This window comes from Pseudomonas sp. BW7P1 (genome assembly GCF_024981055.1).
In the GTDB taxonomy this organism is placed as follows: Bacteria; Pseudomonadota; Gammaproteobacteria; order Pseudomonadales; family Pseudomonadaceae; genus Aquipseudomonas; species Aquipseudomonas bananamidigenes.
Map to the genome: position 1 here is coordinate 2,890,058 of NZ_CP103374.1, position 15,831 is coordinate 2,905,888.

Consider the following 15,831-nt stretch of genomic DNA (forward strand, 5'->3'; position numbering starts at 1 on the left):
ACATCGCCAGTCCGGTCATGCCTATGTAACGCGCTTGAGGGGCCCTTGGGGCGCTTTTCACAAGCCGAGGCGGGACGCCGGGAGTGAGGCAATGGGGACTATGGAACGCTACTCGAAAGTGGGCATGCAGGAACTCGATCAACGCCTGTCGAAGATCGTCGAAGCGGCGCGCAAGAAGCCGGTTTCGGTGTATCGCTACGGCGCGCCGTGGGTCTGGATCGTGTCGCAGGATGACTGGCAGGGCGCCTTGAAAGAGGTTTCCAGCTACATTCCGCCGGGTCATTCGCTGGTGCTGCTGCGCCCGCAGATCGACGACCTGTTCGACGCTCACGCCGATCTCCTGCACGAGCTCAACGCCCGGCCCGGCATGCTGATCCCGGCGCAAACGGTCATGCATATCCTGCTCCTGCAACTGCTGTATTCGGTGCCGAGCGAGCAGCAGCTGTTCGAGCAACTCAACTACAACCTGCTGTTCCGCTGGTTCGTCGGCCTGGGCCTGAACCAGAAAGTCTGGAGCTACAACGTCCTCAGTCGCGACATCGCCACGCTGCTCAACGAGCCTCGTGCGGTGCTGCTCATTCAGAAAGTCATTGGTGAAGTGTTCTGCGGTGCCTTGCTGCAAATGCCCGAGTTCTCCTTGAACTTCGCGCTGCTGCACACCTGGCTCGGCAAGCACGCCTGCGCCCCGCACGTCAGCAACTGACAGCGGCCAGCAACCGACGCAATACACAGGGCGCCGAGACGCCAACAGGTCATCGCGAATTTCAGGGGGTAGTGTGGAGCAGATTTTCACGTCACGGCTGGCGCTGTGGGGCTGGCTGCTGGTGACGGCCGGCGTGCAGCCGGCGTTCGCCGACGAGGCCGAAAACAAACCGGCGCAGCGTCTGGTGGACGTCAACGAATACTTCGTGCGCGGCAACACTGTGCTCGATGCCCGAGCCATCGAAGAAGCGGTGTACCCGTTCCTCGGCCCGCAAAAAGCCCTGAGCGACATCGAAGGCGCCCGCGATGCCTTGCAGAAGGCCTATCAGGAACGCGGCTACCAATCGGTGTTCGTCGAGCTGCCGGAGCAAGCCGTGGCCGATGGCATCGTTTACCTGCAAGTCAGCGAAACCAAGGTCGGCCGGGTGCGGGTGGTCGGCGCCAAACACTATTCGCCGCTGGACATCCGCGACAACGTCCCGGCCCTGAAAGAGGGCGAGGTGCCGGACTTCGCCAAGGTCCAGGGCGAACTGGCGCAACTCAACAAGACCCCGGGCAGGCAGGTCATGCCGCTGGTTCGCGAAGGTCAGCGCCCCGGCACCATGGACGTGGACCTGCAGGTCGAAGACCAGAACCCGTGGACCGCCAGCGTGGGTCTGAACAACGACTACAGCGCCGACACCGAAAAGCTGCGCGCCGTGACCAGCCTTGGCTATAACAACCTCTGGCAACTCGGCCACAGCCTCAACCTGACCTACTTCACCGCACCGCAGGACACCGACAACGCCAAGGTCTGGTCCGGCTCGTACACTGCGCCGCTGACCGACCGCTGGAGTGTGCAGTTCTCCGGTTATCAATCCGACAGCAACGTCGCCACCATCGGCGGCAGCAACGTGCTCGGCAAGGGCCATTCCTACGGCGTGTCGGCGATCTACACGATTGCGTCCAGCGGCAGCTGGTCGAACTCGCTGTCGGCCGGCATCGACTTCAAGGACTTCGACGAACGCCTGACCCTGTCCGGCGAGAGCGACAAGGTGCCGCTGAAATACGCGCCGTTCACCTTCGCCTACAACGGCTATCGCTACACCGAAAAGAGCCAGCTCGGCCTCGGCCTGAGCCTCGTTGCGGCTACCCGCAGCATTTTCGGCTACGGCAGTTCCGACGAAGAATTCGACTACAAGCGCTACCGCGCCAAACCGAGTTTCGCCGTGCTCAAGGGCGACACCAGTTTCACCTGGACCTTCGACAACGACTGGCAGAGCGCGAGCAAAGCCGCGTTCCAGCTGGCTTCGGGCCCACTGGTTTCCAACGAACAATTCTCCGCCGGCGGCGCGACGTCGGTACGCGGGTATCTGGCCGCCGAGCGCACCGGTGATGACGGCGTATTGCTCAGTCAGGAAGTCCGCACACCGTCGCTGGCCAAGTACGCCGGCACCTGGATGCAGGACTGGCGCTTCTACGCCTTCGCCGAAGGCGCGCAACTGTATCTGCGCGACGAATTGCCGGACCAGGACGCCAGTTACGCCCTGGCCAGTGTCGGCCTCGGCACCCGCGCCAGCCTGAGCAAGTGGCTGTCCGGCAGCGTCGACTGGGGCTATCCGCTACTCGAAGGGCCGAACACCTCGAAACAGGAATCGCGCCTGCACTTCAACCTTCAAGCCACTTTCTAAAGGAGCACGTTCCATGCAGCGCCTCATTCTTTCGTTGTTGATCTGCCTGGGCTTCGTGCTCCCGGCCACGGCTCAGGCGTGGTGGCAGGACGACTGGCATTACCGCAAACAGATCGCCGTCGACACCACGCCACAAGGTGCCGGGATCAATCAGGCCCTGGGCCGCACGGCGCTGCTGGTGCGTTTGCACACCGGCAATTTCACCTTCGACGGCGTAAAAGAGGACGGCTCGGACCTGCGCTTTGTCGCCGCCGACGACAAGACCGTGCTCAACCACCAGATCGAAAGCTTCGACGCGCTGATGGGCATGGCGCTGATCTGGGTCGATGTGCCGAATGTCGAGGGCGGTCAGCGCCAGGACATCTGGATGTACTACGGCAACCCGAAAGCACCGGCCACCGGTAACGGCCAACTGACATTCGATCCGAATTACACCGCGCTCTATCACTTCGACGGCGCCACCGGCACCCCGGCAAAAGACACCACCGCTTACGGCAACACCGCGCAGAGCGCAACCGGCGCCGCCATCGACGGCGTAGTGGGGCGGGCCCTGCAGTTCAGCGGCCAACCGTTGTTGCTGCCGGCCAGTCCGTCGCTGCAGCACAACGCCGGTAGCGCCTTCACCTTCAGTGCCTGGCTGCGTCTGGATCAGGCCGGTGGCGAGCAACTGATCCTGGCCCGCCGCGAAGGCGCCAACAGCCTGCTGATCGGTGTGAATCAGGGTGTGCCGTTCGTGGACATCAGCGGTCAGCGTGCTGTCGCCACGCAACCGCTGAATCCCGGTCAATGGCAGCATGTCGCGCTGACCGCCGAAGGTTCGAAAGTGACGCTGTACATCAACGGCCGTGAAAGCGCAGCGCTCGCTCAAGCGATGCCGGCGTTCAATTCGGTCATGGCCATCGGTGCGGACCTTTCACCGGGCGCGTTCCAGCCGTTCGTGGGCGCCATCGATGAACTGCGCCTGTCGAAAGTCGCCCGTCCGACGCCATTGTTGCTGGCCGACGCTACTTCCCAGGGCGCCGAGTCGAAACTGGTGGCCTACGGGGTCGATGAAGAACAGTCCGGTTTCGGTTTCGGCAGCCTCGGTTTCCTGCTCAATGCCGTGCCGGTGGATGCGTGGGTGATCATCGCGGTGCTGGTACTGATGATGTTTCAGTCGTGGTTCATCATGCTGCGCAAGAACCGCACCCTCAGCCGTGTCACCGCTGCCAACGAAGCGTTTCGCGAGCAATTCGCCAAGGTCGGCACGCGCCTGGAAATGTTTGCCGACGACGCGCAACTCGCCCAGCGTTTGCAGCACTCGCCGCTGTGGCGTCTGTACCAAGTGGCGGTGAAAGAGATCCGCACCCGCCGCGAGCAAGGGGCCGACACTTCGTCCGTCTCCGCCGCGACCATCGAAGCCATCCGCTGCTCCATGGACGGTGTGCGCACCCGGGAAAACCAGCAACTGAGTTCGAAACTCTCGACCCTGTCCAACGCGATTGCCGGCGGCCCCTACATCGGCCTGCTCGGCACCGTGCTGGGGATCATGGTGGTGTTTCTCGGCACGGCCATGGCCGGTGACGTCAACATCAACGCCATCGCCCCGGGTATGGCGGCTGCGTTGCTCGCCACGGCCATGGGGCTGTTCGTCGCGATCCCGGCGCTGTTTGGCTACAACCGCCTGATCACCCGCAACAAGGAAGTCAGCGCCGACATGCGCGTGTTCGTCGACGAGTTCATCACCCGTCTGGCGGAGATGCACGGCGAAGGTCAGTCCAGTGAAGCGGCGCATCAGCGCGGCCATCACGTCAACCACTCCGTACCGGCCTGAGGAGCACTGACATGGCGTCCGTAAATGCCTCCCACGACGATGATGAAGATGCAGCGGTAGACAGCATCAACATCACGCCACTGGTGGACGTGCTGATGGTGGTGCTGGTGATGTTCATCCTCACCGCCACCGCGCAGGTCTCCGGGATCCAGATCAACCTGCCCAAGGCCAGCGCCGCGGTGTCGCTGTCCGAGGCCAAGACCAAGGCGATTTCGGTCAACGACGGCGGCCAGGTGTTCCTCGACGCCTACCCGGTGACCCTGCCGGAGCTGGAAGAGCGCCTGCGCATCGAGAAGGCGCAGAACCCGGACTTCCCGGTGATCGTGCGTGGCGATGCCACGGTGCAATACCAGAAAGTCATCGAAGTGCTGGATCTGTTGCGCCGGCTCGAACTGTCCCAGGTCGGTCTCGTCACCGGCAAACCGACGCAGGGCTGAGTCATGACTGCACAGATGCCGATCGAACCGCTGCCGGTGAAGAAATCGCCCGTGCGCTACGTGAAGTGGGGCGCCGGGTTGATCCTCGGCGCACTCGCCGCGTGGTTCCTGTGGCAGTGGGCCAACGACATGAGCGGCATCCGCCGTGAAGCGCCGAAGGTGCCGACGATCATTCCGTTGCCGCCACCGCCACCTCCGCCACCGGAAAAACCGCCGGAGCCGGAAACCCCGGTGGAAGAAAAAGTCGTCGAGCCCGAGCCGACGCCCGAGCCACAGGAAGTGAAACCCGAGGAAGAAGCGCCGCCATCACCGGCGGACGACCTGGCCAACCCGATGCAAATGGACGGCGATGCCCAGAGTGGCAACGACGCTTTCAACATCGGCGCGGGCAAGGGCGGCGGCATGGCCGGTGCGGGTGGTGGACGTGTGGGCAACGGCACGTACAGCCAGTTCCTCGCGTTCACCTTTCAGAAGCTGCTGCGGGAGAACCCGGACCTGCGCAGCCTCGCGTTTTCGCTGCAGGCCGATGTGTGGCTCAGCAGCGTGGGTGAAATCACCCGGGTCGAACTGGTCAAGTCCAGCGGCCACCCGGACATCGATACGCAGGTTCTGGCCGCGCTGCGCAATGCGCCTGCCTTGAGCGAACGGCCACCGGCCTCCATCACCTTGCCCGTGCGCATGTCCCTGCAAGGGCGGCGTCCGGGTTAACCGAATTCATAAAGCTGTATGAAAAGGAGTTGTGTGCAGATGATTTCCAACGTGAATCGATTGTCCCTGGCGGTCGGCATGGTCATCGCGACCCTCGTCGGTCAGGCCGCGGCAGCGCCTGCGCCCTCGGAGAACGCCACGATCAATCTGATCCGCTTGCTGGTCGAGCAGGGCATTCTGAAACAGGACAAGGCCGACGCTTTGATCGCCCAGGCCCAGAACGAAGCGGCACAGGCCAGACAGGCTGCGGCGCCGACTGCCGTGGCAGCCGGGCCGGTCGCCGCCCCGGGCGATGTGCGGGTGCAATACGTGCCGGCAGCGGTGCGCGACCAGATCCGCGATCAGGTCAAGGCTGAAGTCATGGCCACCGCCAAGCAGGAAAACTGGGCGACGCCCAACACGTTCCCGGACTGGGCATCACGTATCAGCTTCGACGGCGACATTCGTCTGCGGGACGAATCGCGCTACTACTCGGGCAGCAACAGCAACGAAATCGTCGACTTCGCCAAGCTCAACAACAACGGCCCGTACGACGTGAACCCCAACAGCAGCACAGCCTTGCCGCCGTTGCTCAACACCCGTGAAGACCGCACCAACGTGTTCCGCCTGCGTGCGCGTCTGGGCATGAAAGCGGAGATTTCGCCGCAATGGACCGCCGGCATTCGCATCGGCACAGGTTCCGACAACAACCCGGTGTCGACCACCCAGAACCTCGGCGGCGGTTTTGCCAAAAAGGACATCTGGCTCGATCAGGGTTACCTGACCTGGAAACCGTCGGATGAACTGACCCTGACCGGTGGCCGCTTTGCCAACCCGTTCATGTCCACCGACATGCTGTATTCCAACGACCTGAACTTCGACGGCGTGGCGGCGATTTTCGACCACAAGCTCAGCCGCGACTGGGGCGTATTCGGCACCGTCGGCGCGTTCCCGGTGGACTACACCAACGACACCACCACCAGCAACGGCTTCGACAAGGAAGAAAGCGACAACAAATGGCTGTACGGCGCGCAGATCGGCGCCAAGTGGGCGATCAACAGCAACCACCGCTTGAAAGGCGCGTTGGCCTATTACCGTTTCGATGACATCGAAGGCCAGCGCTCCAGCCCTTGCGAACCCTGGGCCGGCGCGCCGGGCTGCGACAGTGACGGCACCCGTGCGGCGTTCATGCAGAAGGGCAACAGCGTATTCCTGCTGCGTGACATCACGCCGAACCCGCTCAACCCGACCACCACGCCGCAGCCGCAATTCGTCGGTCTGGCCTCGGAGTTCAACCTGCTGGACCTGAACCTGGTCTGGGACGCCGACCTGCCCGCCGACTTCAAACTGCGCAGCCAGGGCAACTACATCCACAACCTTGGTTACGACGAAGGCGACATGCGCAAGCGCTCGGCGGGGCAACTGGTCAACAACCTCGACAGCAGCGGCGACATCGAAAGCGGTGCCAATGCGTGGATGGTGCAGTTCACTCTGGGCAACGCGCTGGACCTGAAGAAGCAGGGCGACTGGAACCTGTTCGCCGGCTACAAGTACATCCAGCCGGATGCCTTGCCGGACGGCTTCAACGACTCGTCGTTCCACCTCGGCGGCACCAACGCCAAGGGCTACATCCTCGGTGGCAATTACGGTCTGGCGAAGAATGTCTACGCCACCGGCCGCTGGATGAGCACCGAGGCGGTGTATGGCGCGCCGTTCGACATCGACGTCTTGCAGCTCGAGATCAACACGCGCTTCTAGGGCGCCGGGAGAGGGTTATGAAAATCCGCTTTTTATGGCTTGGACTCGGGATGTTGATTGCCACCGGGGCGAGCGCCGAAGGCATGGAAGAGCGCTTGCGCACACAATTGCGCAGCACCACCCAGCAGTTGCAGACACTGCAAAGCCAGCAGGCCCAGGCCAGCGCCGCGCAACTGGCGGCGCAGAACGAAGCCAAGGCTGCCCAGGCGCAGATCAAGCAACTGACCGCCGAGCTGGCCAAGGCCAGAGGTGTCGCCGAGCAGTTGGCCGGGCAGCAGCAAAGCCTGCACAACCAGGCCCAGGCGCAGGTGGCAGCCAGCAACGAGCAGATCGGCAAGTTCAAGAAGGCCTATGACGAGTTGCTGGTCATGGCCCGTGCCAAAGAGGCAGAACGGTCTAAGCTTCAGGCGCAATTGGCCGAACGTGACACACAAGTGCAGCAATGTTCGGTCAAGAATCAGCAAATGTACGGCGTGGCCAAGCAGATCCTCACCGCCTACGAAAACATCGATGTGGCCGAGGTGATGAAGATCCGCCAGCCCTTCGCCGGCAGCGCCCGGGTCAAGTTCGATGAACTGGCTCAGGGCTTTGGCGATGAACTGTACAAGACCCAATTCGATGCGCCGCAAGCGGCACTCGCACACTGATGAACAAGGAAGAAGTCATGACTCAAATGATCAGCCACGTTTCCCCGAAATCCCTGACCGAAGTCCTGCAAGCCGCCGGTTATCGCGTCAACCAGACGGAACAGAACGGCATCGTCCAGTTGCTCAGCGCCAGCCAGGGCATCGGTTACGCGGTGCGTTTCGGCAACCCGGCGGTGGCGGAGCAGGGCAGCTACGTCGACTTCACCTTCAGCTGCGCACTGCGCGTACAGGGTGAGCTGCCGGCGGGCGTGGCCGAGCAGTGGAACGCGACCCGCCGCTTTGCCCGGTTGTCGTTGCAGGGCGAGTTTCTGGTGATGGAAATGGATGTCGTTGTGGCCGCTGGCGTCAGCAGCGATTACCTGCGTGGCAACCTGGAACTGTGGGATCGCTTGCTGCAGGAGTTCATCGTGTATCTGCGTGACTTCACCCAGAACGCCGCCGCCCAGGCTGCAAAGGTTGAGCAAGAGGAAGTCGCGCTGTGACGAAACCTGCCATGGTGATCAGCGCCGCTGCGGTGGCGCTGTTGGTGGTGGCCGTGGCGCTGGTGGTGCGGCCGGGTAATGACCCGGTCGCCGCCCAGCAACCGGCGCCGATCGTGGGCGCCAATGCCGGGCCGGCGGTGGCGAGGTTGGGCAATCAGCAGGTCACGCCGGAGGAGTTGCAGGCGTTGCTGGCGGCCGTTCCACCGCAGACCCGCGAGCAATTGCGCGGCAATCGCGAGGCGCTGGAGCGCTGGATACGTTCACGCCTGGCTGAAAAAGCCGTGCTGGAACAAGCCGATGCCCAGGGCTGGGCGCAGCGTCCGGACGTTGCGAGGCAAACCCGTGCGGCCACCGAGCAGATCGTTTTTCGCGATTACTTGCGTTCGGTCAGTCAGGTGCCGGCGGATTACCCGAGCGCCGCCGAATTGCAACAGGCCTATGACGCGGGCAAGGCCAATTGGCAGACCCCGGCGTTGTACCGGGTCAGCCAGATTTTCCTTGGTGTGAACGAGTCACAGAATCTTGAAGCGGTCCGCAAGCAGGCGGTCGAACTGAGCAAGAAAGCCCAGGCAAGCCCGGCGGAGTTTGCGGCGCTGGCCAAGGAATTTTCTCAGGATCGCCTCACGGCCGAGCGCGGCGGCGATACCGGTCTGCAACCGTTGCAGCAACTGGTGCCGGAAGTGCGTGGCACCGTGGCGCGACTCAAGGTCGGCGCGGTTTCCGACCCGGTGCAAAGCAGTGCCGGGTTCCACGTGATCAAACTCACCGAACAACAACCGGCGCGCACCGCGACCCTTGATGAACTGCGTGATCAACTGACCCAGGCCTTGCGTGCCCAGCGTCAGGAACAGATCGCCCAAGCGTATCTGGACGGCATGCTCAATACCGCGACGCTGAGCATCGACGGGGCAGAACTCAACAAGGTGCTGGAGGAAAAGCTGTAATTCAGACTCACCGCAGCTCCCACAGGAGATGTGTGCAAAGGCAAACCACAAAGATCGACAGGGAGTCATCGATGTCATTCACCGAACCCGCAGGACGACAGGGCAGCCCCGATTTTCGCTGGCCGCAGGAAAAGGCCGAACCCTGGCTGGCGCAGGTCGCGAAAATCGAGGGCGACATCGCGCAATACTTTCTGGTCAGCGCCCGTTGCGGCTGCTTCATGCAGGCTGCCCGCAGCCTCAACGTGCGTTCGACCCTGCTGCGCAAGCAACTGGCGCAGCTGGAACAGCAACTGCAATGCGCGCTGTTCAGCTTCCAGGGCAGCGCCTTGACGCTGACCCGCGAAGGCCAGCAATTACAGGCGCAACTGGTGGCCTTGGCTCACGAACGCAAACTCCCGGTGATCGAGCAACCCCTTATCAGGCTGGCCGTTGCCGAATCGATCCTGCACGATATCCTCGGCCGCGACCTCATCGCGCTGCTGCGCCGCAACGCCAGCGTTCGCCTCGAGATCATCGCCCTCGACAGCGAACTGGCCCTGCGCGCCGTCAGTGCGGACATCGTGCTTTGGCTGGCCCATGGCGACACTCCGCATCCAGGCCCGACCTTCGCGACCAGCGAACCGCAGCGCCTCGCACAACTGGAGTACCAGCCGCACATCGCCAAACGGTACTCGCGCGTGACTGCACGGCCAGAAAGTCCGGATGACCTCGCCGATTTCATGCTGGTGCAATGGCAGCATGACCGGCAGATCGACAGCTTTCGGCCCTGGAACAATCTGGTCGAGCAACGTCTGGCGGGCGTGGTGCAGATGCAGTCCTACGAGCTGATGCTGGAGATGATCCGATGCAGCGCATGCATCGGATTGCTGCCGATGTACATGAGCCGGTTTGATCGCGGGTTGGTGGCGTTGCCGGGGTTGTTTGACGAGGCGATGCGGTTGCAGGCGTGGTTGGCGGTTAATTCCGCATCGCGGGATGTGGCTGAAGTGCAGACGTTGGTTGAGTTGATTCAGCGTACGTTCAATGAACGACAGGAGTGGTTTGAATAACCGCGCATAAAAGACGGATCTTTTTGTCTGGCGATATCTGTGGCGAGGGAGCTCGCTCCCGCTGGGTTGCGAAGCAGCCCCCCAAAAGCATTGCGAGCGCTTCGCACTCGAGCGGGAGCAAGCTCCCTCGCCACGATCGCTCACTTGGCTACAGGTTTGCGTCAGCCTTCAGTTCCAGATTATCCAGCACCCGGTTCACCGCCAGTTCCGCCAGCATGATCAGCTGCCCGATGCCCAGCAGCACATGCCGCTGCGGCGCATCGATCATCCCGGCGAAATCGCTGGCCATGGTTTTGGCCGAGGTCAGGGTCTCGCAGGCGTCGGCCAACAGTTCTTCGTTCGCGATGCCGGGGGCGATGAGGTAGCGGGTGTTGGGTTTGAGCAGCGGTTTTCTGGGGTGGAACGGATTGAGGTAGTGATCGAGGGCGCGGTCGGCGGCTTGGTGGAATTTCTTTGAATCGAGGGTTTCGTAGGGCGAGGTCGGGTCGGTTTCAGGCGGGTTTGGCGTTGGTTTGATCATTGTGAAGCTCCTTGAGAAATGGAGCCGTCATCCATCGCTGCTAAACGAATGAGGTGGCGGCTGTACGCGGGTTAGCAGACCAGGCTCAAGGATCCCGGCGCACCGAAGTGCCCCACGCAAGCCGCCATAAAACAGAAATGGCGAAATCAGCGTGCCTTGAGAATTGCCGAGCTGCTAAACCCGATCGCTGATTCGTCAGCGACTCGGAAACGATAGAGCCGGCCCTCAAGGCTCACAAGCCGGCGGATTCTGGCGGATGCGTAGGCAATGGCGCAAGGCGTTGTGGCTTGCCGGACGTTTCGGTCAACGGATTTAAACAGTCATGGCGAATCCGTGAAGAAGCGGTTTACAGTGACCGGCCACGCACTGATCCAGGAGGGATCTTTCATGCCTGAGCACAACCCCGCCATTCACCTCGAACGCTTCAGCGAGTCCCACGTCGAAGGTGTCACCGCGCTCTACAACGACCCGGCCGTGACCCGGCAGGTGTTGCAGATGCCGTTTCAGTCTGCCGAGATCTGGCGTCAACGGTTGATGCCGGAAAACGAACGAATGGTGAAACTGGTGGCGCTGCATCAAGGTGCGGTGATCGGGCATCTCGGGCTGGAGGCTTTTTCGCGGGTGCGCCGCAGCCACGCCGGGAGTTTCGGTATGGGTGTCGCGGTGGAGTGGCAGGGCAAGGGTGTCGGGTCGCAACTGTTGGCGGCAGCCCTGGAAATCGCCGATAACTGGATGAACCTGCACCGGGTCGAACTCTCGGTGTACGCCGACAACGAGGCCGCCATCGGGCTCTACCGCAAGTTCGGCTTCGAGACCGAGGGTCTGTTCCGCGATTACGCCGTGCGTGACGGGCAGTGGGTCGACACCCTGAGCATGGCGCGTCTGCGCAGGGTCTGAATTGCTGTGAAAGATCGTTCCCACGCGGTGGGAACGATCAACAATGGACAGCCATTTGCGGCTACATGTCGAGATTGATCCAGCCCGGCTTCGCCGTTTCCGGCGCCACCGCTTTCACGGACTTGCCGGTAGCCAACTCAACCCGCCGCGCCACCTCCGGATCATCCGCAAACGGCGTCAGACTCGCATCATCCAGGCTTTCAGCCGTTTCATGACGCAAGCAATACTCCACCGACAGCCACAAGAACAGCACGCCCAACACATTCAAGACAATATCGAACATGACCGGCTCCCTTGATCAGGCGATCTGCGCTTGCCGGTGGGCAATCGCAACATCCGCTACCCGTACCGTGCGCCACACGTTGTAGGCCATCAGCAACATGCCCGTCAGGAAGAACACCCCGCCGGCAAACCGTACGACGAACCCCGGATGACTGGCCTGCAGCGCTTCGACGAACGAGTAGGTCAGCGTGCCGTCTTCGTTGATCGCCCGCCACATCAAGCCCTGTGTAATCCCGTTGACCCACATCGACGCGATGTACAACACCGTACCGATAGTCGCCAGCCAGAAGTGCAGGTTGATCAGCGGAGTGCTGTGCATGCGCTCACGACCGAAGACTTTGGGCACCATGTGGTAGGTCGCACCGAAGGTGATCATCGCCACCCAGCCAAGGGCACCGGCGTGTACGTGGCCGATGGTCCAGTCGGTGTAGTGGGAGAGGGCGTTGACGGTCTTGATCGCCATCATCGGACCTTCGAAGGTCGACATGCCGTAGAACGCCAGCGACAGAACGAGGAAGCGCAGGATCGGGTCGGTGCGCAACTGATGCCAGGCGCCTGACAGCGTCATCATCCCGTTGATCATCCCGCCCCAGCTCGGGGCCAGCAGGATCAACGACATCGCCATGCCGAGGGATTGCGCCCAGTCCGGCAGCGCGGTGTAGTGCAGGTGGTGCGGCCCGGCCCAGATGTACAGAGTGATCAGCGCCCAGAAATGCACGATCGACAACCGGTACGAATACACCGGTCGGTTGACCTGCTTGGGCACGAAGTAATACATCATCCCGAGGAACCCGGTGGTCAGGAAGAAGCCCACCGCGTTGTGCCCGTACCACCACTGCACCATGGCGTCGGTGGCGCCGGAATACACCGGATAGGACTTGAACCAGTCCACCGGAATCGACAGGTGATTGACCACGTGCAGCATGGCGATCACCAGGATGAACGCACCGAAGAACCAGTTGCCGACGTAGATGTGCCTGGTCTTGCGCTGCACCACGGTGGTGAAGAACACGATGGCGTACGCGACCCAGACCACGGCCATCCACACCGCGCCGGAGAACTCGATCTCGGCGTATTCCTTGGTGGTGGTGTAGCCCATCGGCAGGCTGATCAGCATGATCACGATCACCGCTTGCCAGCCCCAGAAAGTGAACGCGGAGAGTTTGTCCGAGTACAGTCGCACCTGGCAGGTACGTTGCACCGCGTAGTAACTGGCGGCGAATTGCGCGCTACCGGCGAAGCCGAAAATCACAAGGCTGGTGTGCAAAGGTCGCAGGCGACCGAAGGTGGTCCACGGCAAGTCCAGATTCATGTCCGGCCATACCAGTTGCGAGGCGATCCATACCCCCATCGCCATCCCGACGACGCCCCAGAAAACCGTCGCGATAACGAATTGGCGGACGACCTTGTAGTTATAAGCCTGTCCGATTGTTGCTGTGCTCATGGTCAATTCTTCCACGGTTGCAAAGTCTTGCCAGGCCACCCGGTCTGGCACGAGCTGCACTGTAGGAATGCTGCCGGAAACAAAACAGGCTCAGGAATTGTTCATTTATGCGGATCAGATCAAGGCCTTGCCTGCGGCCATCTGCCGCGCCCTGATACGGTTTTTATGCGTTCAGGTGAATCTGTTGTGCGCTGCGCCGTTCGTCCATAGTCGTAAAAAATCCACAGTTTTAACCGTGATCAAAACCGATGAGGTAGCCGCTGCATGTACCAGTACGATGATTACGACCGGGCGCTCGTGTTCGAGCGCGTTGCGCAGTTTCGCGATCAGGTCGAGCGCTTCATGGCCGGGGAATTGAGCGAAGAAGAGTTCCTGCCGTTGCGCCTGCAGAACGGCCTGTACATGCAAAAGCACGCCTATATGCTGCGGGTGGCGATTCCCTACGGCACCCTGAGCGCGGAACAAATGCGCACGTTGGCGAGCATCGCCAGTGACTACGACCGGGGTTACGGCCACTTCACCACCCGGCAGAACCTGCAGTTCAACTGGATCGAACTGCAGGAAGTGCCGGACATTCTCGAACGCCTGGCGCAAGTGAACATGCATGCGATCCAGACCTCGGGCAACTGTGTACGCAACATCACTACCGAAGCCTTTGCCGGGGTCGCGGCGGACGAGTTGATCGATCCGCGCCCGCTGGCGGAGATCCTGCGGCAATGGTCGACGATCAACCCGGAATTTCTGTTCCTGCCGCGCAAGTTCAAGATCGCCATCTGCTCGGCGAAACAGGACCGCGCGGCGATCATGATGCACGACATCGGCCTGTACCTTTACCCCGGTCGCGACGGGCAGATGCTGTTGCGAGTGATCGTCGGCGGCGGGTTGGGGCGCACGCCGATTCTCGGTCTGCAGATCCGCGAGGGCTTGCCGTGGCAACACTTGCTGTCCTACGTCGAGGCGGTGCTGCGGGTCTACAACCGTCACGGTCGGCGCGACAACAAGTACAAGGCGCGGATCAAGATTCTGGTCAAGGCGCTGGGCATCGAGGCGTTCGCCAAAGAGGTCGAGGAAGAATGGCAACACCTCAGGGACGGCCCGGCACAACTGACCGACGCTGAATACCAGCGGGTCGCCGGCGCCTTTGTGCCGCCGGACTATCGCACGCTGGCCGGGACCGATCTGAAGTTTGGCACGCACCTGGCCGACAACCCGGCGTTCGCCCGTTGGGTCGCACGCAATGTGCAACCGCACAAAGTGTCGGGCTACACCAGTGTCGTGCTGTCGACCAAACCGGGTCCGGCCTCGCCACCGGGGGATGTCACGGGTTTGCAGATGCTGGCCGTGGCCGACTGGTCCGAGCGCTTCGGTTTCGGCGAAATCCGCATCGCCCACGAACAGAACATCGTTCTGCCGGACGTACCCAAATCGGCGCTGTATGCGTTGTGGCAACTGGCGCAGGAACAGGGGCTGGGCGCCGCCAACGCCGGATTGCTGACCGATATCATCGCCTGCCCCGGCGGTGATTTCTGTGCGCTGGCCAATGCCAAGTCGATTCCCATCGCCCAGGCGATTCAGGCGCGCTTCGACGACCTCGATTACCTGCATGACCTCGGTGACATCAGCCTGAACATCTCCGGTTGCATGAACGCCTGCGGGCATCACCACATCGGCAATATCGGAATTCTCGGCGTCGATAAAAACGGCAGCGAGTGGTATCAGATCACCCTTGGCGGCGCCCAGGGCAAGAACAGCGCACTGGGCAAAGTCATCGGCCCGTCGTTCAGCGCCGCCGAGGTGCCGAATGTGATCGAACGGATCATCGGCACCTACGTCCGTTACCGCGAGGCCGAGGAACTGTTCGTCGATACCGTGGCGCGTATCGGGCTGGAACCGTTCAAGGAGCGGGTCTACCCGAAAGCGCTGGAGGTATCGGCATGAACAATCTGCTGCGGATGGAGGCGGGCGGGGCGCGGATCGTGCTCGATGATCCGTGGACGCTGATCCGCGCGCCTGAAACCGGGAGCGGCGGTGAAATGCTGATACTTCCGCTGGCTCACTGGCTCGAATCCCCTTCAACCCACGCGGTCTGGCTGGGGCCGGACGACGACGTCGAAAGCCTGCTGCCGTGGCTGGCCTCGTTGCCGCTGATCGCCCTCGACTTCCCGACTTTTCGCGACGGCCGCGCCTACAGCCAGGCCTATCTGCTGCGCAGCCGTTTTGGCTGGAAAGGCGAGTTGCGGGCCATTGGCGATGTGTTGCGCGATCAACTGAGCCATATGCGTCAGTGCGGGTTCGACAGCTTTGCCGTGCGCGAGGACAAATCCGCCGAGGATGCGCTCAAGGGACTGGCGGGAATGAGCGTGCTGTACGGGCGCTCGGTGATCGAGCCACGGCCATTGTTCCGGCGCAGGTGAGGCAGGGGAAACCCTTAGAACCCTGATGAATCGGGGATTTTTCCTTGGGTCGATGCTGGCCTTTTGGTAGAGTCCCCGTCGCCAG

The 15,831-nt window shown here is 62.1% G+C and carries 16 protein-coding genes; 13 read left to right on the forward strand and 3 right to left on the reverse strand.

Going from position 1 to position 15,831, the window contains the following annotated elements; genetic code table 11:
* The first annotated feature begins 91 nt into the window (after positions 1-91).
* The 10 genes from NWV16_RS12945 (at position 92) to NWV16_RS12990 (ending at position 10,189) form a co-directional block, all read left to right on the forward strand.
* Positions 92-703, forward strand: a complete 612-nt coding sequence (locus tag NWV16_RS12945; RefSeq protein WP_082302392.1) for a transposase — start codon at positions 92-94, stop codon at positions 701-703.
* Between the two features lie 73 nt (positions 704-776).
* Positions 777-2,372, forward strand: coding sequence for a ShlB/FhaC/HecB family hemolysin secretion/activation protein (locus NWV16_RS12950; RefSeq protein ID WP_260523350.1), 1,596 nt, complete (start codon positions 777-779; stop codon positions 2,370-2,372).
* 13 nt (positions 2,373-2,385) lie between these two features.
* The gene (locus NWV16_RS12955; RefSeq protein ID WP_260523351.1) at positions 2,386-4,185 is read left to right on the forward strand and encodes a DUF2341 domain-containing protein; all 1,800 of its coding nucleotides are present in this window, start codon (positions 2,386-2,388) and stop codon (positions 4,183-4,185) included.
* Positions 4,186-4,196: 11 nt separating this feature from the next.
* Positions 4,197-4,622 carry an ExbD/TolR family protein gene (locus tag NWV16_RS12960; protein WP_007955109.1) on the forward strand — a complete coding sequence of 142 codons (426 nt, stop codon included), beginning with the start codon at positions 4,197-4,199 and terminating at the stop codon, positions 4,620-4,622.
* A gap of 3 nt (positions 4,623-4,625) precedes the next feature.
* Positions 4,626-5,330, forward strand: coding sequence for an energy transducer TonB (locus tag NWV16_RS12965; protein WP_065259063.1), 705 nt, complete (start codon positions 4,626-4,628; stop codon positions 5,328-5,330).
* 39 nt (positions 5,331-5,369) lie between these two features.
* On the forward strand, positions 5,370-7,067 hold the full coding sequence (locus NWV16_RS12970) for a putative porin (RefSeq protein WP_260523352.1): 1,698 nt from the start codon (positions 5,370-5,372) through the stop codon (positions 7,065-7,067).
* A gap of 17 nt (positions 7,068-7,084) precedes the next feature.
* Entirely contained in the window at positions 7,085-7,714 is a 630-nt protein-coding gene (locus NWV16_RS12975; RefSeq protein WP_260523353.1) for a DNA repair protein, read from the forward strand.
* Between the two features lie 17 nt (positions 7,715-7,731).
* Entirely contained in the window at positions 7,732-8,196 is a 465-nt protein-coding gene (locus NWV16_RS12980; protein WP_260523354.1) for a YbjN domain-containing protein, read from the forward strand.
* A gap of 11 nt (positions 8,197-8,207) precedes the next feature.
* Positions 8,208-9,140 carry a peptidylprolyl isomerase gene (locus NWV16_RS12985; protein WP_409519383.1) on the forward strand — a complete coding sequence of 311 codons (933 nt, stop codon included), beginning with the start codon at positions 8,208-8,210 and terminating at the stop codon, positions 9,138-9,140.
* A 71-nt stretch (positions 9,141-9,211) separates the two neighbouring features.
* A complete protein-coding gene (locus NWV16_RS12990; RefSeq protein WP_065259068.1) occupies positions 9,212-10,189 on the forward strand; it encodes a LysR family transcriptional regulator in 978 nt (325 codons plus the stop codon).
* A 148-nt stretch (positions 10,190-10,337) separates the two neighbouring features.
* Here NWV16_RS12990 and NWV16_RS12995 read toward each other — a convergent pair whose 3' ends face one another.
* Positions 10,338-10,709 carry a DUF6124 family protein gene (locus tag NWV16_RS12995; protein ID WP_260523356.1) on the reverse strand — a complete coding sequence of 124 codons (372 nt, stop codon included), beginning with the start codon at positions 10,707-10,709 and terminating at the stop codon, positions 10,338-10,340.
* Positions 10,710-11,096: 387 nt separating this feature from the next.
* On the opposite strand from NWV16_RS12995, the gene NWV16_RS13000 reads away from it, so the two are divergent.
* Positions 11,097-11,606 (forward strand): GNAT family N-acetyltransferase, encoded by a 510-nt coding sequence (locus NWV16_RS13000; RefSeq protein WP_260523357.1) that lies wholly within the window; start codon positions 11,097-11,099, stop codon positions 11,604-11,606.
* A gap of 61 nt (positions 11,607-11,667) precedes the next feature.
* Here the strand turns inward: NWV16_RS13000 and NWV16_RS13005 are convergent, their stop codons facing one another.
* Complete coding sequence (locus NWV16_RS13005) at positions 11,668-11,889, reverse strand: cbb3-type cytochrome c oxidase subunit 3 (RefSeq protein ID WP_260523358.1); 222 nt, start codon at positions 11,887-11,889, stop codon at positions 11,668-11,670.
* Positions 11,890-11,904: 15 nt separating this feature from the next.
* Positions 11,905-13,332 carry a cytochrome-c oxidase, cbb3-type subunit I gene (gene ccoN / locus NWV16_RS13010; protein WP_260523359.1) on the reverse strand — a complete coding sequence of 476 codons (1,428 nt, stop codon included), beginning with the start codon at positions 13,330-13,332 and terminating at the stop codon, positions 11,905-11,907.
* 264 nt (positions 13,333-13,596) lie between these two features.
* Here ccoN and NWV16_RS13015 point away from each other — a divergent pair, with 264 nt between their 5' ends.
* Entirely contained in the window at positions 13,597-15,270 is a 1,674-nt protein-coding gene (locus tag NWV16_RS13015; RefSeq protein ID WP_260523360.1) for a nitrite/sulfite reductase, read from the forward strand.
* Complete coding sequence (locus tag NWV16_RS13020; protein ID WP_260523361.1) at positions 15,267-15,746, forward strand: DUF934 domain-containing protein; 480 nt, start codon at positions 15,267-15,269, stop codon at positions 15,744-15,746. The genes NWV16_RS13015 and NWV16_RS13020 overlap by 4 nt, the downstream gene beginning before the upstream one ends.
* The last annotated feature ends 85 nt before the right edge of the window (positions 15,747-15,831 follow it).

Excerpts from the sequence above, each read along its gene's own strand:
- NWV16_RS12945 (WP_082302392.1), top strand. The coding sequence starts at position 92 with ATGGGGACTATGGAACGCTACTCGAAAGTGGGCATGCAGGAACTCGAT.
- NWV16_RS12970 (WP_260523352.1), top strand. The coding sequence starts at position 5,370 with ATGATTTCCAACGTGAATCGATTGTCCCTGGCGGTCGGCATGGTCATC.
- NWV16_RS13015 (WP_260523360.1), top strand. The coding sequence starts at position 13,597 with ATGTACCAGTACGATGATTACGACCGGGCGCTCGTGTTCGAGCGCGTT.
- NWV16_RS12975 (WP_260523353.1), top strand. The coding sequence starts at position 7,085 with ATGAAAATCCGCTTTTTATGGCTTGGACTCGGGATGTTGATTGCCACC.
- NWV16_RS12960 (WP_007955109.1), top strand. The coding sequence starts at position 4,197 with ATGGCGTCCGTAAATGCCTCCCACGACGATGATGAAGATGCAGCGGTA.
- NWV16_RS13020 (WP_260523361.1), top strand. The coding sequence starts at position 15,267 with ATGAACAATCTGCTGCGGATGGAGGCGGGCGGGGCGCGGATCGTGCTC.
- NWV16_RS12965 (WP_065259063.1), top strand. The coding sequence starts at position 4,626 with ATGACTGCACAGATGCCGATCGAACCGCTGCCGGTGAAGAAATCGCCC.
- NWV16_RS13000 (WP_260523357.1), top strand. The coding sequence starts at position 11,097 with ATGCCTGAGCACAACCCCGCCATTCACCTCGAACGCTTCAGCGAGTCC.
- NWV16_RS13005 (WP_260523358.1), bottom strand. The coding sequence starts at position 11,889 with ATGTTCGATATTGTCTTGAATGTGTTGGGCGTGCTGTTCTTGTGGCTG.
- ccoN (WP_260523359.1), bottom strand. The coding sequence starts at position 13,332 with ATGAGCACAGCAACAATCGGACAGGCTTATAACTACAAGGTCGTCCGC.
- NWV16_RS12985 (WP_409519383.1), top strand. The coding sequence starts at position 8,208 with ATGGTGATCAGCGCCGCTGCGGTGGCGCTGTTGGTGGTGGCCGTGGCG.
- NWV16_RS12980 (WP_260523354.1), top strand. The coding sequence starts at position 7,732 with ATGACTCAAATGATCAGCCACGTTTCCCCGAAATCCCTGACCGAAGTC.
- NWV16_RS12955 (WP_260523351.1), top strand. The coding sequence starts at position 2,386 with ATGCAGCGCCTCATTCTTTCGTTGTTGATCTGCCTGGGCTTCGTGCTC.
- NWV16_RS12995 (WP_260523356.1), bottom strand. The coding sequence starts at position 10,709 with ATGATCAAACCAACGCCAAACCCGCCTGAAACCGACCCGACCTCGCCC.
- NWV16_RS12990 (WP_065259068.1), top strand. The coding sequence starts at position 9,212 with ATGTCATTCACCGAACCCGCAGGACGACAGGGCAGCCCCGATTTTCGC.